This is a genomic window from Pseudomonas sp. DTU_2021_1001937_2_SI_NGA_ILE_001 (assembly GCF_032463525.1).
Lineage (GTDB): Bacteria > Pseudomonadota > Gammaproteobacteria > Pseudomonadales > Pseudomonadaceae > Aquipseudomonas.
On record NZ_CP135971.1, the window covers coordinates 1,597,786 to 1,612,749 of the forward strand.

The window sequence follows — 14,964 nt, forward strand, 5'->3', positions numbered from 1 at the left end:
TGCGTCGCCTCAACACGCTGTCAATTTGCGAGGTTCCTCATGTACACCGCCATCGGTTACGCCGCTCAGTCGCCCACCACCCCACTGGCGCCGATGACCTTCGAGCGCCGCAGCCTGCGCCCCGACGATGTCGCCATCGAGATCCTCTACTGTGGCGTCTGCCACTCGGACATCCACCAGGCCCGTAATGAATGGGGCATCGCTGTCTATCCGCTGATGCCTGGCCACGAGATCATCGGCCGGGTCACCGCCACCGGTCCGCAAGCCACGCGCTACAAGGCCGGCGACCTGGTCGGTGTCGGCTGCATGGTCGACTCCTGCCGCACCTGCGCCGCCTGCCAGTCGAACCTGGAGCAGTATTGCCTGGAAGGCCCGACCATGACCTACGCCACCCCCGACCGGGTGGACGGCAGCAACACCATGGGCGGCTACTCCAGCAGCATCGTGGTCAGCGAGCACTTCGTGGTGCGCATTCCGGACACCCTCGACCCGGCTGCCGCCGCGCCGATCCTCTGCGCCGGGATCACCACCTACTCGCCACTCAAGCATCATGGCGTGCGCGCCGGCCATAAGGTCGGGGTGCTGGGCATGGGCGGCCTGGGCCATATGGGTATCAAGCTGGCCAAGGCCATGGGCGCCGAAGTCACGCTGTTCACCCGTTCGGCCAGCAAGGCCGCCGAAGCCCGTCGCCAGGGCGCCGATCACGTGATCGTCTCCACCGACACCGAGCAGATGAAGGCGGCCGCCGGACGCTTCGACTTCCTGCTCGACACCATTCCGGTGCAGCACGACCTGAATCCCTACCTGGAAACCCTGCGCTTCGATGGCGTGCACATTCTGGTCGGTCTGATCGAACCCATCGACCCGCCCGTGCATGCCGCCAACCTGGTACTGCAACGTCGCGTGCTGGCCGGCTCGCTGATCGGCGGCATTGCCGAGACCCAGGAAGTGCTGGATTTCTGCGCCGAGCACCAGATCAGTTGCGACATCGAGATGCTCGACATCCGCAACATCAACCAGGCCTACGAGCGCATGCTGGCCGGTGACGTGAAATACCGCTTCGTCATCGACATGGCGACCCTCAAGGCCTGATCAGCCCGCCCCCAGTTCGGCCGAGAGCTGCGCCGCGATGTCCTTGATCAGCGGCACCAGCTCGGCCATCTTTTCCAGCGGCATGTAAGGCACGGTACTGGCGATGCTGATGCCGGCGACGATCTGCCGGCTGGCATCGCGCACCGGTGCGGCCACGCAACGGATAGACGGCTCGTTGTCTTCAAGGTCGAAGGCATAGCCGCCCTGCACATACTCCTCGCGACGCTGACGCAACTGCTCCCAGGTCTGTGGCTCGTGCGCCGGCACGGCGGCCCGTCCAACGGCAGGCAGGCTGACAGCGAACAGGCGTTGCCACTCATGCTCCGGGCTGTCGAGCAACAGCGCCTTGCCGATACCGGTGCGCACCAGCGGCATGCGATGGCCCACCCGCGAACGCATTTCCGGTCCATTGCGGCCCGGATTCTTGTGCAGGTAAAGCACTTCGTCAGCTTCGCGCACCGCCAGGTGCACGGTGTCCCCAGTCAACTCGGAGAGGCGGTCCAGGTAGGGCCTGGCCAATATGGCCAGAGGCAGCTCCTCCCTGGCCTGAAAGCCCAGCTCGATGAGCTTGGGCCCCAGTAGATAGCCCACCTGTGGCATGACCCGCAGATAACGCTCCTGAACCAGGCAACTGGCAAGGCGGTGAGTGGTACTGCGCGTGGTGCCGATGGCGCGGGCGATTTCCTTGAGATCCCGAGCACCAGCGGCCACGGCCTGGACCACGGCCAAGCCACGCACCAGGGTCTGGGTGCCGGCCAAGGCCGGCTCTTTGTCGGGACCTGGGGCCACCGCTGAAACCTTGTCCATATTGCATCTGATCCCATCGAGAAAGCTGGCGGCATTATGGGCGCCCGCCCGGCACAGGACCAGCCATCACAGCTCGATACGTTCCACCTTGCCCACCAGCAGGATGTAGGACAGCGCTCCAAGCAGCGCCAGGCAGGCAATGTAGGTAATGGCCGGCGCGAACGAATCGCCCGAAGCCAGGAAGCCGATCACGATAGGCGTGGCGATGGCCGACAGATTGCCGATGAAGTTGAATGTCCCGCCGGTCAGGCCCAGCAGGCGCGCCGGGGCGATGGTCGAGACCAGCGACCAGGTGATCGAAGCCAGCCCGTTGCCGAAGAACGCCACGGCCATGCAGGCGATCACCAGACCGGTGGAGTCGGCATAGTTGGCACCGATGATGGTCGTGGAGATCAGCAGGCCGGTAATGATCGGCAGCTTGCGCGCCAGCCCGACGCTATGGCCACGGCGGATCAGCCAGTCGGAAAAGAACCCTGAACACAGCACACCGATGAACGCCGCGAGAAACGGCAGCGAAGCCAGCAGGCCGGACTTGATGAAATCCATGCCGCGGTACTTCACCAGGTAGGTAGGGAACCAGGTCAGGAAGAACCACAGCGTCGAGTTGAGGCAGAACTGGCCCAGATAGATGCCCCACAGCTTGCGCCGACTGAGCACGATCCCCAGGTCTGCCCAGGCGAAGCCGGTCTTGCGCTGCGCGGTATCGGCCTGGATATCCACCAACCCGCCACCCTCGCGGATCAGCTCGACTTCGGCGGCATTGGCGCCCTTGAAATCACGGGGCTCGCGATACACCAGGTACCAGATGACACCCCAGAGGATGCCGGCTGCCCCCGTGACCACGAACACCATGTGCCAGCCGTAGCGTGCCTGCAGCCAGGCCAGCAGCGGCGTCAGGAAGGCCAGGCCAACGAACTGGCCGGAGGTGTAGAAGCCGATGGCCGTGGCCCGCTCCCGCTCCGGAAACCAGGAGGTCACCACCCGACTGTTGATCGGATAGGCCGGCGCTTCCAGTGCGCCCACGGCCATGCGCAAGACGAACAGCGCGATGAAGCTGGCGGCAAAACCCAGCAACACAGTGGCCAGCGACCAGGCGATCAGTGCCACGGCATAGAGGATGCGCGGCGGCACCCGATCCACCAGCCAGCCACCAGGCAGTTGCATGGCCGCGTAGGTCCAGCCGAACGCGGAAAAGATCAGCCCGACCTCCACCGGGCTCAAACCCAGCTCGCTGGTCAGCGCCGGCGCGGCGATGGACAGGTTGCTGCGGTCGAGGTAGTTGATGACCACGGTAATGAACAGCAGCACCATGATGAAGTAGCGCTTGCGGGTCGGCGTGGCCAGGCCAGCGGCCGAGTCCAGAGTCCGAGTGTGCATGGGGTTCGCCTCTTGTTGGAGTTATCGGAAGGCAGTTGGCGGTCAGCGAGTTACCACTCGGCGAAACTGCCGTCGGCGTGACGCCAGATCGGATTGCGCCAGCGGTGGCCGATGGCGGCTCGCTCACGGACATACTCTTCGTTGATTTCGATACCCAGGCCCGGCCCGTTGGGGATGCGCACCATGCCGTTGTCGTAGTCGAACACCTCGGGATGGCGCACGTAATCGAGCAGGTCATTGCTTTCGTTGTAATGGATACCCAGGCTCTGCTCCTGAATGAAGGCGTTGTAGCAGGCGGCATCGAGCTGCAGGCAGGCCGCCAGGGCGATAGGCCCCAACGGACAATGCAGGGCCAGGGCCACGTCATAGGCTTCGGCCATGTTGGCGATCTTGCGCGTCTCGGTAATGCCGCCAGCGTGCGAGGCGTCCGGCTGGATAATGTCGACGTACCCTTCACTGAGCACACGCTTGAAGTCCCAGCGCGAGAACAGGCGCTCGCCCAGGGCGATCGGCGTACTGGTCAGCGGCGCCAGCTCCTTGAGCGCTTCGTAGTGTTCGCTGAGCACTGGCTCTTCGATGAACATCAGCTTGAACGGGTCGAGTTCCTTCATCAGCACCTTGGCCATCGGTTTGTGGACCCGGCCATGGAAATCCACGCCGATGCCGACATTGGGCCCGACTGCGTCACGCACGGCAGCAACGCTGGCCAGGGCGCGGTCGACCTTGTCGAAGGTGTCGAGAAACTGCAGTTCTTCGGTACCGTTCATCTTCACTGCGGTAAAGCCACGCGCCACCGCCTCCTGGGCCGCGCGCGCGGTATCGGCCGGCCGGTCGCCGCCGATCCAGGAATACACGCGGATCTTGTCCCGCACCTGACCGCCAAGCAGGTCGCTGACCGACACCCCCAGGGCCTTGCCCTTGATGTCCCACAAGGCCTGGTCGATTCCGGCCAGGGCACTCATGTGAATCGAGCCGCCGCGGTAGAAGCCGCCGCGGTACAGCACGGTCCAGATATCTTCGATATTGCGCGGATCCTTGCCGATCAGATAATCGGCCAGTTCCTCGACGGCCGCAGCGACAGTGTGCGCACGACCTTCGACCACAGGCTCACCCCATCCGGTCACGCCCTGGTCGGTCTCGACTTTCAGAAAACACCAGCGTGGCGGAACGATGAAGGTGGTCAGTCGGGTGATTTTCATGGTTGCGTCTCTCTTGTTCTGTGTTTTAGCGACTGCGATGGGTGTGGCCTTGCGTCCAGGCACGGACGTAGGCGCTGGCGCGTCGGGCGACCTCGTCGCGTGTCAGGCCTGGCTTGAACAGGCCCGAGCCGAGACCGAAGCCACGCGCACCGGCGTCCAGCCAGGGCTGCATGTTGTCTGGCGTGATGCCGCCCACCGGCAGCAGCACGGTGCCAGCCGGCAGTACAGCCAGCCAGGCCTTGGCCACCGCCGGGTTGAGCTGCTCGGCCGGGAACATCTTGAGCACATCGGCCCCCTCATCCAGAGCGGCGAAGGCCTCTCCCGGTGTGGCCACACCAGGCGACAGGTACAGGCCTTCAGCCTTGGCTGCGCGCAGCACTTGCGGATCGCTATGGGGCATGACGATCAACTGACCACCGGCCTCCTTGACCTGGCGAGCCTGTGCGGGGTGCAGCACGGTCCCCGCACCGATCAGGCAGTCGGCAGGCAGCAGCCGACGCAGCAGCGTGATGCTATCCAGCGGCGAGGGTGAATTGAGCGGCACTTCGATAACTCGCAAACCGGCCTCATACAGCACCTCTCCGATGCCAGGTGCCTCTTCGGGACGCAGGCCGCGCAGGATGGCCACCAGACCGTTGCGTTCGAGTGTTTCGACAAGCATGTCAGAGCTCCTTGAGCAGATCGGCAGGTCGCATGGTCAGCAGGCCTGCCTGCCGGGCGACCTGCCACAAGCCGCGCTCGGTGGCCTGTTCGACCAGCGTCACGGCGGGAAACTGGAAGACCTGCAGGGCACGCTGGTAGCGCTTGCACAATGCATCGCTGCCCACCAGCACGACCTCAGGCAGCGGCACGTCGGGTGCCCGCAGCAGCGCACAGAGGCCGGCCAGCTCATGCCCGATCAGCAGGCCGGAAAGGTAATCGACCTGAGCGCTGCCACTCAGTTGGCCGGTGAGGCCCAGCGTGCGAGTACTGAATATGGTCGCCAGCGGCCCGGCCACGCCCTCGGCAGCGCGTGCCACCGCCACGCCACGGTCGAAGGCGACTTCATCGAAGCCCGTGGTCGGAGCCATGGTGCGTCCCAGCAGGGTATGCGCGCAGAGCGCCGCGTAGACTTCGCCGGTCATGAAGGTGTCGAAATGCACGATACGTCCCTGCTCCACCCGCACCCACTTGCTGTGGCTGCCGGGCAAGCCGATCAACAGCGGGCCGGCATGCTGGCCCCAGGCTTCGAGGACACCGAGCACCTGGGTTTCTTCGCCGCGCATGACGTTGGGCAGCACCGAAGCCTGGATGACCCCAGGAATGATATGCACGTCGTGGCCACGCCGACTGCGAACCACGGTCAGCGCGGCGCTGAGTGCATGGAGGCTGGCTGGGGTCGACTGGTAGGCGGCTTCACGCCAGCCCTGGGCACTGCCAACCATGCCACAGGCGATCACTGGCAGTTGTGGATCGGCCTGCAGCCAATCGCCAATGGCCTGCTCCAACGCCAGATCAAAACCACTGACCGAAGACGAGCCGGTCGTAGGCAATTGCATGATCCCGGCGCTCAGCGAGCGACCCTCCAGAACCCGGCCTTCGGCGCCCAACCGATAAGCCCGCAGTGAGGTCGTCCCCCAGTCGAGGGCGATGAGTTGCGCTTGCATCGCGACACCTGTTGTTTTTTTCAGTGAGTGCGAGGCGGACTATAAACCTGCGCGCGCGAATATCTCAATATATAAATTTCAATCCCATATATTGGGACATAGAGAGTTATCTCCATTCGATGTTCCGTTGGCGGAATCACTGAAAAGCGCGCATAAAAAAACCCGCGTCCTGGGAAGGACGCGGGTTTGTCTCAGGCCGCTGGTGCAGCGAGCGATCAGCGCTCCAGCAGAATCCGCAGCATGCGACGCAGCGGCTCGGCAGCGCCCCACAGCAGTTGGTCGCCTACAGTGAAGGCGCCCAGGTACTGCGAACCCATGTTCAGCTTGCGCAGACGGCCAACCGGAACGCTCATGGTACCGGTGACCGCAGTCGGGCTGAGTTCCTTGATGCTGGCTTCACGATGGTTCGGCACCAGCTTGACCCAAGGGTTGTGCTGGCTGATCAACGCCTCGATGTCGGCGATCGGCACGTCCTTGTTCAGCTTGATGGTCAGCGCCTGGCTGTGGCAGCGCATGGCACCGATACGCACACAGATACCGTCGACCGGGATCGGGTTCTTGAAGCGCCCGAGGATCTTGTTGGTCTCGGCCTGGCCTTTCCACTCTTCACGGCTCTGGCCGTTGGGCAGTTCCTTGTCGATCCAGGGAATCAGGCTGCCGGCCAGTGGCGCACCGAAGTTTTCAGTCGGGAAGGCTTCGCTGCGCATCGCTTCGGCGACCTTGCGGTCGATGTCGAGGATGGCGCTGGCCGGATTGGCCAGGTCGTCGGCCACCGCGCCATTGATGGCACCCATCTGGCGGATCAGCTCGCGCATGTTCTGGGCACCGGCGCCCGAGGCCGCCTGGTAGGTCATGGCGGTCATCCAGTCGACCAGGCCGGCTTCGAACAAACCACCCAGCCCCATCAGCATCAGGCTGACGGTGCAGTTGCCGCCGATGTAGTTCTTGGTACCGGCGTCGAGCTGCTGGTCGATGACCTTGCGGTTGACCGGGTCCAGCACGATCACGGCGTCATCCTGCATGCGCAGGCTGGAGGCCGCGTCGATCCAGTAGCCTTGCCAGCCGGCTTCACGCAGCTTGGGGAATACCTCGTTGGTGTAGTCGCCGCCCTGGCAGGTCAGGATGACATCGAGGGTTTTCAGTTCGTCGATGCTGTACGCATCCTTCAGGGGCGCCACATCCTTGCCTACTGCCGGGGCCTGGCCGCCAACATTGGAGGTGGTGAAGAACACCGGCTCAATGAGGTCGAAGTCCTGTTCTTCAAGCATCCGCTGCATGAGCACGGAACCGACCATGCCACGCCACCCGATCAGACCTACACGTTTCATCGCAACACCTTAGCTAAAAGTGGGACCGCCGCCTTACCCCCTGGCAAACGACGGCGGGCCAGAGAGATTACAGATTTCGCAGCGCCGCGACTACCGCATCGCCCATTTCACGGGTACCAACCTTCTGCTTGCCTTGCGACCAGATGTCGCCGGTGCGCAGGCCCTGGTCCAGCACCAGGCTGACGGCTTTCTCGATGGCAGCGGCTGCGTCGCCCAGGTTGAAGCTGTAGCGCAGCATCATCGACACCGAGAGGATGGTCGCCAGCGGGTTGGCGATGCCCTGGCCGGCGATGTCCGGCGCCGAACCGTGGCAAGGCTCGTACATGCCCTTGTTGTTGGCGTCCAGCGAGGCCGACGGCAGCATGCCGATCGAGCCGGTGAGCATCGAAGCCTCGTCGGAAAGGATGTCGCCGAACATGTTGTCGGTGACGATCACGTCGAACTGCTTGGGCGCGCGCACCAGTTGCATGGCGGCGTTATCGACGTACATGTGGCTCAGCTCGACATCCGGGTAGTCCTTGGCGACCTGCTCGACCACTTCGCGCCACAACTGGCTGGAAGCCAGGACATTGGCCTTGTCTACCGAGCACAGCTTCTTGCCGCGTACACGAGCCATGTCGAAACCGACGCGGGCGATGCGGCGGATCTCGCTTTCGCTGTACGGCAGGGTGTCATAGGACTGGCGCTCGCCGTTCTCCAGCTCGCGGGTGCCACGTGGCGCGCCGAAATAGATGCCGCCGGTCAGCTCACGAACGATGAGAATGTCCAGGCCGGAGACGATTTCCGGCTTGAGGCTGGAAGCCTCGGCCAGTTGCGGGTAGAGAATGGCCGGACGCAGGTTGCCGAACAGGCCCAGTTGCGAACGGATCTTCAGCAGGCCGCGCTCAGGACGGATGTCACGCTCGATGGTGTCCCATTTCGGGCCGCCCACGGCGCCCAGCAGCACGGCATCGGCGGCACGCGCACGTTCCAGGGTCTCGTCGGCCAGCGGCACACCGTGCTTGTCGATGGCCGCGCCACCGATCACGTCGAAGGCCAGCTCGAAGCCCAGGCTGTACTTGTCGTTGGCCAGCTCCAGCACCTTGACCGCCTCGGCCATGATTTCCGGACCGATACCATCACCTGGGAGAATCAGAATCTGCTTGCTCATAACATCCTCGATTGTGTGCGCTGCACGGCGCGCCTCCTGAGGACGCCGCCGGCAGCCAGAAACTTATCGTTCGGCCCACAGCACCAGAACATCGGTGCTGAACGAGCCGTCTTGCCTGATCTCGAAGTATTCGCGCACTTCCGCGCCCATGGCCTGCTGCAATTCGCGAATTGCCGTGCGCAACGCCTCGGGTGTGCGCATGCGCTCGACCCAGGAGCCGAACTCCAGATGCAGGCGCTGGCGGCTGTGACTGCGGGCGAACAGCCCCGCTTCGCTGATCTGCTGCAGCCATTCGGCGGCCGAGTAGTCGCGTACGTGGCTGGTGTCACGCAACACCTCGACGCTCTGCAGATAGGTATCCAGCAATGGACTGCCTGGCGACATCACGTCGATGAAAGCCGCCACGCCACCCGGCTTGAGCACCCGACGCACTTCGCGCAGGGCCAACCCCAGGTCGCTCCAGTGGTGCGCCGAGTAGCGGCTGAACACGAAATCGAACTCGGCGTCGGCGAACGGCAGCCGCTCGGCGGCGCCGCACTGCGTCCGCACGTTGTGCAGGCCACGCTCCTGGGCGGCAGCGGCGACCACGTCGAGCATCGCCTGCGAGAGATCATACGCCACCACCTCGCCTACCGACGCGGCAACGTTGAAGCTGACATGCCCGGCACCACAACCCAGGTCCAGCACCCGCGCATCGGTGCGGCCAGCCACTTCGGCCTGCAGCAGGGCGAATTCGCGGCCTTGCGCGTGCACGGAGCTGTTGAGGTAAGCACTGGCCTGTTCACCGAACTGGCGCTGAACGACCTGGGTATGGGCGGAGCCTGTCATCTTGGAGATCCTTGAAAAGAGTCACATCAGGAGCGGCCTCGATTGCGAAGCCGCTCTGCGATCAAGCCTGGATCAGTCGCGAAACAGCCACGGCTGAGTGGCGCGGTGCTTGGCCTCGAAAGCCTGGATCGCCTCGGCGTCGACCAGGGTCAGGCCGATGTCGTCCAGCCCGTTGAGCAGGCAGTGCTTGCGGAAGGCGTCGACTTCGAAGCTGTAGGTCTTGCCGTCAGGACGAGTCACGGTCTGCGCCTGCAGGTCGATGCTCAGCTGGTAGCCCGGTTCGGCCTCGACCTGCTTGAACAGTTCGTCGACCTCCGCGTCGCTGAGGATGATCGGCAACATGCCGTTCTTGAAGCTGTTGTTGAAGAAGATGTCGGCGTAGCTCGGCGCGATGATCGCGCGAAAGCCGTACTCTTCCAGTGCCCATGGTGCGTGCTCGCGGCTGGAGCCGCATCCGAAGTTCTCACGGGCCAACAGGATGCTAGCGCCCTGATAGCGGGCATGGTTGAGCACGAAGTCCGGGTTCACCGGCCGCTTGGAGTTGTCCTGGTAAGGCTGGCCGACATCCAGGTAGCGCCACTCGTCGAACAGGTTCGGACCGAACCCGGTGCGCTTGATCGACTTGAGAAACTGCTTGGGGATGATCTGGTCGGTATCGACATTGGCACGGTCCAGCGGCGCCACAAGGCCGTTGAGCTGGGTAAAGGCTTTCATGCTGGGCTCCTTATTGCTGGATCAGTTCGCGAACGTCGATGAAGCGACCGGTAACCGCGGCGGCGGCAGCCATGGCCGGGCTGACCAGGTGGGTCCGGCCACCGGCACCCTGGCGCCCTTCGAAGTTGCGGTTGGAGGTCGACGCGCAGTGCTCGCCGGAACCCAGGCGGTCGGGGTTCATCGCCAGGCACATCGAGCAGCCAGGCTCGCGCCATTCGAAGCCTGCATCGATGAAGATCTTGTCCAGCCCTTCACGCTCGGCCTGTTCCTTGATCAGGCCCGAGCCTGGCACGACGATGGCCTGCTTGACAGTCCCGGCCACCTTGCGGCCTTTGGCGATCTCTGCCGCAGCACGCAGGTCTTCGATGCGCGAGTTGGTGCAGGAACCGATGAATACGCGGTCCAGCTGGATGTCGGTGATCGGCTGGTTGGCTTTCAGGCCCATGTACTTCAGCGCCCGCTCGATGGAACCACGCTTGACCAGATCCTGCTCCTTGGCCGGGTCCGGCACGTTCTGGTCGACCGCCAGAACCATTTCCGGGGAAGTACCCCAGCTGACCTGCGGCTTGATCTGCGCAGCGTCCAGTTCGACCACGGTGTCGAACACCGCATCCGGGTCGGAGACCAGGTCCTTCCAGGCCTCGACAGCCTTGTTCCAGTCTTCGCCCTGAGGCGCGAACGGACGACCCTTGACGTATTCGAGGGTCTTTTCGTCAGTGGCCACCATGCCGACACGGGCGCCCGCCTCGATGGACATGTTGCAGATGGTCATGCGCCCTTCGATGGACAGGTCGCGGATCGCGCTGCCAGCGAACTCGATGGCGTGGCCGTTACCGCCAGCGGTGCCGATCTTGCCGATCACGGCCAGGACGATGTCCTTGGCGGTGACGCCGAACGGCAGCTTGCCTTCGACACGCACCAGCATGTTCTTCATTTTCTTGGCCACCAGGCACTGGGTCGCCAGCACGTGCTCGACCTCGGAGGTGCCGATACCGTGGGCCAGCGCGCCGAATGCACCGTGTGTGGAGGTGTGCGAGTCGCCGCAGACCACGCTCATGCCCGGCAGGGTCGCGCCCTGCTCCGGACCGACGACGTGGACGATGCCCTGGCGCGGGTCGTTCATCTTGAATTCGGTGATGCCGTATTCGTCGCAGTTGTCATCCAGGGTCTGCACCTGCAGGCGTGACACCTGGTCGGCGATGGCTTCGACACCGCCCTTGCGCTCGGCCGTGGTCGGCACGTTGTGGTCTGGCGTGGCGACGATGGAGTCCACGCGCCATGGCTTGCGGCCGGCCAGGCGCAGGCCTTCGAAGGCCTGTGGCGAAGTCACTTCATGGATGATGTGACGGTCGATGTAGATCAGCGACGAACCATCGTCGCGTTCCTTGACCACATGGGAATCCCACAACTTGTCGTAAAGCGTTTTGCCAGCCATCAGACGGTTCCTCATCAGCGTCTTTCTATGCCTTGGGTAATCGCACTGGATGACCCCTTGGCTTGTGAGGAGAATGCTAGGGTTTGTGGTTAAATAACTCAAATTCATAATTTTTATGCTTTGGATAACCAACTGGAATCCACCGCCATGGACCTCGCCAACCTCAACGCCTTCCTCACCGTAGCCGAAACCGGCAGCTTCTCCGGAGCCGGTGAACGCTTGCACCTCACCCAGCCGGCCATCAGCAAGCGCATCGCCGGCCTGGAACAACAGCTCGACGTACGCCTGTTCGATCGCCTGGGGCGCGAAGTCAGCCTCACCGAAGCTGGTCGCGCCTTGCTACCTCGCGCCTACCAGATTCTCAACGTGCTGGATGACACCCGCCGGGCACTGACCAACCTGACCGGGCAGATCGGCGGTCGCCTGACTCTGGCCACCAGCCATCACATCGGCCTGCATCGCCTCCCCCCGGTGCTGCGCACCTTCACTCGCCTCTACCCACAGGTGGCGCTGGATATTCAGTTTCTCGATTCGGAAATCGCCTACGACGAGATTCTGCACGGGCGCGCAGAACTGGCGGTCATTACCCTGGCGCCGGAGCCGCACGGCCTGGTGCGCGCCGTAGCGGTCTGGGACGACCCGCTGGATTTCGTCGCAGCGCCAGAACACCCATTGGCCAACAGCGGGCCGATGAACCTGGAAGACATCGTCCGCTACCCGGCGGTGTTTCCCGGTGGCAACACCTTCACTCATCACATCGTCAGCGGCCTGTGCGAAGCGCGCGGACTCAAGCCCGATATCGCGATGAGCACCAACTACCTGGAGACCATCAAGATGATGGTCTCCATCGGCCTGGCCTGGAGCGTGCTGCCGCGCACCATGCTCGACGACCAAGTGGCACGCATCCCACTCCCCGGCATCCAGCTCAGCCGTCAGCTCGGCTACATCCTGCACACCGAACGCACCCTGTCCAACGCCGCACGGGCGTTCATGGCGCTGCTCGACGCGCAGCGCACCGACAGCTGAGCAACGCCTGCGCCTGACAGGCACAAAAAAGCCCGAGTACGCGGCGCTCGCGCTACTCGGGCCCTGTCACTCACAGCTTGCGTACATCGTCAGCCTTGTCCAGGCAGGCCAGCGTTCACGCCTTGCCGCCTTCGATGACGTCCTGGCGCGGGCTGATGGGAATGCGCCGGGGCTTGGCCTCTTCAGGCACATGACGCGCCAGGTCGATGCTCAGCAGGCCATGGGACAGATTGGCGCCACTGACCTCGATATGGTCCGCCAGGCGGAAGAACAGCTGGAACTCGCGACGGGCAATGCCCTGGTGCAGGTAGGTGATGCTCTGGTCGGACACCGTACGGGCCTTGCCGGTGACGGTGAGCACGCCGTTCTCGACCTGGACGTCGAGGTCCTGCTCCTGCATGCCGGCGGCGGCAATGACGATGCGGTAATGGTCTTCGCCGTGACGCTCGACGTTATAGGGTGGGTAGCTGCCAGTCGCCTCGTTGCCGTCGAGGGATTCGAACAGGTCATTGAAACGGTCGAAACCCACCGAACGACGCAGCAGTGGAGCCCACGAGAATGCAGTCGACATGATGACTTCTCCTGTATTCAGTCAGTGATGACAACCTGGTGTGGTGAATCACCACACTCGCGATCAGTGATCGCATGTCTCCCAAACTGTGGACGGCCGCTGCAATTTCAAGAGCCATTTAACCTGCGACAGCGCGCCGTTGGTCCGGCACGTATCCCAATAGCTCGCTGATACGCTGGCAGTCGGTTTCACGGCGCAACAGATCGAACATCGTGGTGGCCTCGGGATAGCTTTTGGTCAGCAGCACCAACCACTGCTTGAGCCGGCCCGGTGCCTGCAGCGGTGTCAGCTTGGCCTGGCAGGCCTCCCAGAACACCCGCAGCATGGGCTGCAGGTCGGCCCAGCCCAACGGACGAACCTCCTCGCCCTGCGCCGCCGCAGCGATCTGCAGGGCCAGGTCAGGCCGGGCCACCAGGCCACGCCCGAGCATGTAGTCCTGCGCGCCGCATACCGAGCGGCAGCGTTGCCAGTCTTCCACGGTCCAGATTTCACCGTTGGCCACCACTGGCACCTTGACCACTTCCTGGATGCGCGCAATCCACTCCCAATGGGCCGGCGGCTTGTAGCCATCGACCTTGGTGCGCGCATGCACCACGATGCGCGCCGCGCCGCCATCGGCCAGCGCACGGGCGCAGTCCAGCGCCTGATCGGTGTCGGCGTAGCCCAGACGCATCTTGGCGGTCACCGGAATCGGCTGCGGCACCGCACGGCGCACCTCACTGACGATGGCATGCAGCAGCTCGGGTTCGCGCAACAGGATGGCCCCACCCCGCGAGCGATTGACGGTCTTGGCCGGGCAGCCGAAGTTCAGGTCCAGCACTGGCGCCCCCAGCTCACAGGCAAAAGCGGCATTTTCCGCCAGGCATACCGGGTCGGAACCCAGCAGTTGCACATGCATGGGCACGCCGGCAGCGGTGCGTGCGCCGTTGTGCAGTTCTGGCGCCAGCTTATGGAAGTAGGCAGCCGGCATCAGCCGGTCGGTGATGCGGATGAACTCGGTCACGCACCAGTCGATGCCGCCGACGTGGGTCAGCACATGGCGCAGAATGTCATCGACCAGCCCCTCCATGGGCGCCAGGGCAATTTGCATGGATCACGCTCGGAAAAAGTGCGGCAGTTTACTGGGCGCCGCCGGGATTGGGAATCGGCTGGATCGCCGCGCCGTAGCCACTGATGAACGACTCCGGCATGCGCCGTGGACGGCCAGTCGACAACTCGATACACACGAAGGTGGTCTGCGCACGCAAAAGGGTCACGCCATCGGCCGGGCGGCGCAGTTGAAAGCGGCGGGTCATCTTCAGTCGACGGTCCCAGTCGACGATCCAGGTGGCCAGTTGCAGCGCGTCATGCTCGTAGGCACTGGCCAGGTAGTCGATTTCGTGCCGCACCACCGCCATGGCGCGGTCCAGGCGTCGGTATTCGCTAAGGTCCAGGCCCAACTGCTGAGAGTGACGCCAGGCGCAACGCTCCAGCCAGGTGACGTATACGGCGTTGTTGGCGTGCCCCAGACCGTCGATGTCCTCGGCGGCGACGCTCAGATCGATGATGAATGGATCGGCCAGGTCCCAGACCATGCGTGCTCCTGCTGTGAAGGCGAGATGAGCGGCAGTTTAGCAAGGCTGGGGTTGCCGCGGAGGCGGGAATATAAACGGCAGAAAAACAAAAGGGCCATTCAACAATCGAATGACCCTTGGGCCCGCATAAGCGGAAAATCGTGGCGTCCCCTAGGGGACTCGAACCCCTGTTACCGCCGTGAAAGGGCGGTGTCCTAGGCCACTAGACGAAGGGGAC

At 63.7% G+C, this 14,964-nt stretch carries 15 protein-coding genes and 1 tRNA gene; 2 read left to right on the forward strand and 14 right to left on the reverse strand.

Annotated features, from left to right (window positions below; translation table 11 throughout):
• Window positions 1-39: 39 nt before the first annotated feature.
• A complete protein-coding gene (locus RRX38_RS06465) occupies window positions 40-1,092 on the forward strand; it encodes an NAD(P)-dependent alcohol dehydrogenase (protein ID WP_315961974.1) in 1,053 nt (350 codons plus the stop codon).
• On the opposite strand, the gene RRX38_RS06470 is transcribed toward RRX38_RS06465, so the two are convergent.
• The 10 genes from RRX38_RS06470 to leuC all read right to left on the reverse strand — a co-directional run bounded on the left by RRX38_RS06470 (window position 1,093) and on the right by leuC (window position 11,576).
• A complete protein-coding gene (locus RRX38_RS06470) occupies window positions 1,093-1,899 on the reverse strand; it encodes an IclR family transcriptional regulator (RefSeq protein ID WP_295470345.1) in 807 nt (268 codons plus the stop codon).
• Between the two features lie 66 nt (window positions 1,900-1,965).
• Window positions 1,966-3,276 carry an MFS transporter gene (locus RRX38_RS06475; protein WP_295470342.1) on the reverse strand — a complete coding sequence of 437 codons (1,311 nt, stop codon included), beginning with the start codon at window positions 3,274-3,276 and terminating at the stop codon, window positions 1,966-1,968.
• Window positions 3,277-3,326: 50 nt separating this feature from the next.
• Entirely contained in the window at window positions 3,327-4,475 is a 1,149-nt protein-coding gene (gene dgoD / locus RRX38_RS06480) for a galactonate dehydratase (RefSeq protein ID WP_295470338.1), read from the reverse strand.
• Between the two features lie 25 nt (window positions 4,476-4,500).
• Window positions 4,501-5,136: a 2-dehydro-3-deoxy-6-phosphogalactonate aldolase gene (locus tag RRX38_RS06485; RefSeq protein ID WP_315961975.1), complete on the reverse strand. Its 636-nt coding sequence runs from the start codon at window positions 5,134-5,136 to the stop codon at window positions 4,501-4,503.
• A 1-nt stretch (window position 5,137) separates the two neighbouring features.
• Window positions 5,138-6,121 carry a 2-dehydro-3-deoxygalactonokinase gene (locus tag RRX38_RS06490; RefSeq protein ID WP_315961976.1) on the reverse strand — a complete coding sequence of 328 codons (984 nt, stop codon included), beginning with the start codon at window positions 6,119-6,121 and terminating at the stop codon, window positions 5,138-5,140.
• A gap of 215 nt (window positions 6,122-6,336) precedes the next feature.
• The gene (gene asd / locus RRX38_RS06495; RefSeq protein WP_315961977.1) at window positions 6,337-7,449 is read right to left on the reverse strand and encodes an aspartate-semialdehyde dehydrogenase; all 1,113 of its coding nucleotides are present in this window, start codon (window positions 7,447-7,449) and stop codon (window positions 6,337-6,339) included.
• Between the two features lie 67 nt (window positions 7,450-7,516).
• Window positions 7,517-8,599 carry a 3-isopropylmalate dehydrogenase gene (gene leuB / locus RRX38_RS06500; protein ID WP_315961978.1) on the reverse strand — a complete coding sequence of 361 codons (1,083 nt, stop codon included), beginning with the start codon at window positions 8,597-8,599 and terminating at the stop codon, window positions 7,517-7,519.
• A 63-nt stretch (window positions 8,600-8,662) separates the two neighbouring features.
• On the reverse strand, window positions 8,663-9,427 hold the full coding sequence (locus RRX38_RS06505) for a class I SAM-dependent methyltransferase (protein ID WP_315961979.1): 765 nt from the start codon (window positions 9,425-9,427) through the stop codon (window positions 8,663-8,665).
• A gap of 72 nt (window positions 9,428-9,499) precedes the next feature.
• A complete protein-coding gene (gene leuD / locus RRX38_RS06510) occupies window positions 9,500-10,141 on the reverse strand; it encodes a 3-isopropylmalate dehydratase small subunit (protein WP_295470323.1) in 642 nt (213 codons plus the stop codon).
• 10 nt (window positions 10,142-10,151) lie between these two features.
• Complete coding sequence (gene leuC, locus RRX38_RS06515; RefSeq protein ID WP_315961980.1) at window positions 10,152-11,576, reverse strand: 3-isopropylmalate dehydratase large subunit; 1,425 nt, start codon at window positions 11,574-11,576, stop codon at window positions 10,152-10,154.
• A 147-nt stretch (window positions 11,577-11,723) separates the two neighbouring features.
• Between leuC and RRX38_RS06520 the strand changes: the two genes are divergently transcribed.
• Complete coding sequence (locus tag RRX38_RS06520) at window positions 11,724-12,602, forward strand: LysR family transcriptional regulator (protein ID WP_315961981.1); 879 nt, start codon at window positions 11,724-11,726, stop codon at window positions 12,600-12,602.
• A gap of 115 nt (window positions 12,603-12,717) precedes the next feature.
• Here RRX38_RS06520 and RRX38_RS06525 read toward each other — a convergent pair whose 3' ends face one another.
• The 4 genes from RRX38_RS06525 to RRX38_RS06540 all read right to left on the reverse strand — a co-directional run bounded on the left by RRX38_RS06525 (window position 12,718) and on the right by RRX38_RS06540 (window position 14,964).
• Window positions 12,718-13,173 (reverse strand): Hsp20 family protein, encoded by a 456-nt coding sequence (locus RRX38_RS06525; RefSeq protein ID WP_295470315.1) that lies wholly within the window; start codon window positions 13,171-13,173, stop codon window positions 12,718-12,720.
• Between the two features lie 118 nt (window positions 13,174-13,291).
• Window positions 13,292-14,263, reverse strand: coding sequence for a tRNA-dihydrouridine synthase family protein (locus tag RRX38_RS06530; RefSeq protein ID WP_315961982.1), 972 nt, complete (start codon window positions 14,261-14,263; stop codon window positions 13,292-13,294).
• 28 nt (window positions 14,264-14,291) lie between these two features.
• Window positions 14,292-14,747, reverse strand: a complete 456-nt coding sequence (locus RRX38_RS06535; RefSeq protein ID WP_295470309.1) for an acyl-CoA thioesterase — start codon at window positions 14,745-14,747, stop codon at window positions 14,292-14,294.
• 141 nt (window positions 14,748-14,888) lie between these two features.
• A tRNA-Glu gene (locus RRX38_RS06540) sits at window positions 14,889-14,964 on the reverse strand.

Coding starts and splice junctions, on each gene's coding strand:
- RRX38_RS06475 (WP_295470342.1), bottom strand. CDS start 3,276: ATGCACACTCGGACTCTGGACTCGGCCGCTGGCCTGGCCACGCCGACC.
- RRX38_RS06535 (WP_295470309.1), bottom strand. CDS start 14,747: ATGGTCTGGGACCTGGCCGATCCATTCATCATCGATCTGAGCGTCGCC.
- RRX38_RS06490 (WP_315961976.1), bottom strand. CDS start 6,121: ATGCAAGCGCAACTCATCGCCCTCGACTGGGGGACGACCTCACTGCGG.
- RRX38_RS06530 (WP_315961982.1), bottom strand. CDS start 14,263: ATGCAAATTGCCCTGGCGCCCATGGAGGGGCTGGTCGATGACATTCTG.
- leuC (WP_315961980.1), bottom strand. CDS start 11,576: ATGGCTGGCAAAACGCTTTACGACAAGTTGTGGGATTCCCATGTGGTC.
- RRX38_RS06465 (WP_315961974.1), top strand. CDS start 40: ATGTACACCGCCATCGGTTACGCCGCTCAGTCGCCCACCACCCCACTG.
- RRX38_RS06520 (WP_315961981.1), top strand. CDS start 11,724: ATGGACCTCGCCAACCTCAACGCCTTCCTCACCGTAGCCGAAACCGGC.
- RRX38_RS06485 (WP_315961975.1), bottom strand. CDS start 5,136: ATGCTTGTCGAAACACTCGAACGCAACGGTCTGGTGGCCATCCTGCGC.
- leuB (WP_315961978.1), bottom strand. CDS start 8,599: ATGAGCAAGCAGATTCTGATTCTCCCAGGTGATGGTATCGGTCCGGAA.
- RRX38_RS06525 (WP_295470315.1), bottom strand. CDS start 13,173: ATGTCGACTGCATTCTCGTGGGCTCCACTGCTGCGTCGTTCGGTGGGT.
- asd (WP_315961977.1), bottom strand. CDS start 7,449: ATGAAACGTGTAGGTCTGATCGGGTGGCGTGGCATGGTCGGTTCCGTG.
- RRX38_RS06470 (WP_295470345.1), bottom strand. CDS start 1,899: ATGGACAAGGTTTCAGCGGTGGCCCCAGGTCCCGACAAAGAGCCGGCC.
- dgoD (WP_295470338.1), bottom strand. CDS start 4,475: ATGAAAATCACCCGACTGACCACCTTCATCGTTCCGCCACGCTGGTGT.
- leuD (WP_295470323.1), bottom strand. CDS start 10,141: ATGAAAGCCTTTACCCAGCTCAACGGCCTTGTGGCGCCGCTGGACCGT.
- RRX38_RS06505 (WP_315961979.1), bottom strand. CDS start 9,427: ATGACAGGCTCCGCCCATACCCAGGTCGTTCAGCGCCAGTTCGGTGAA.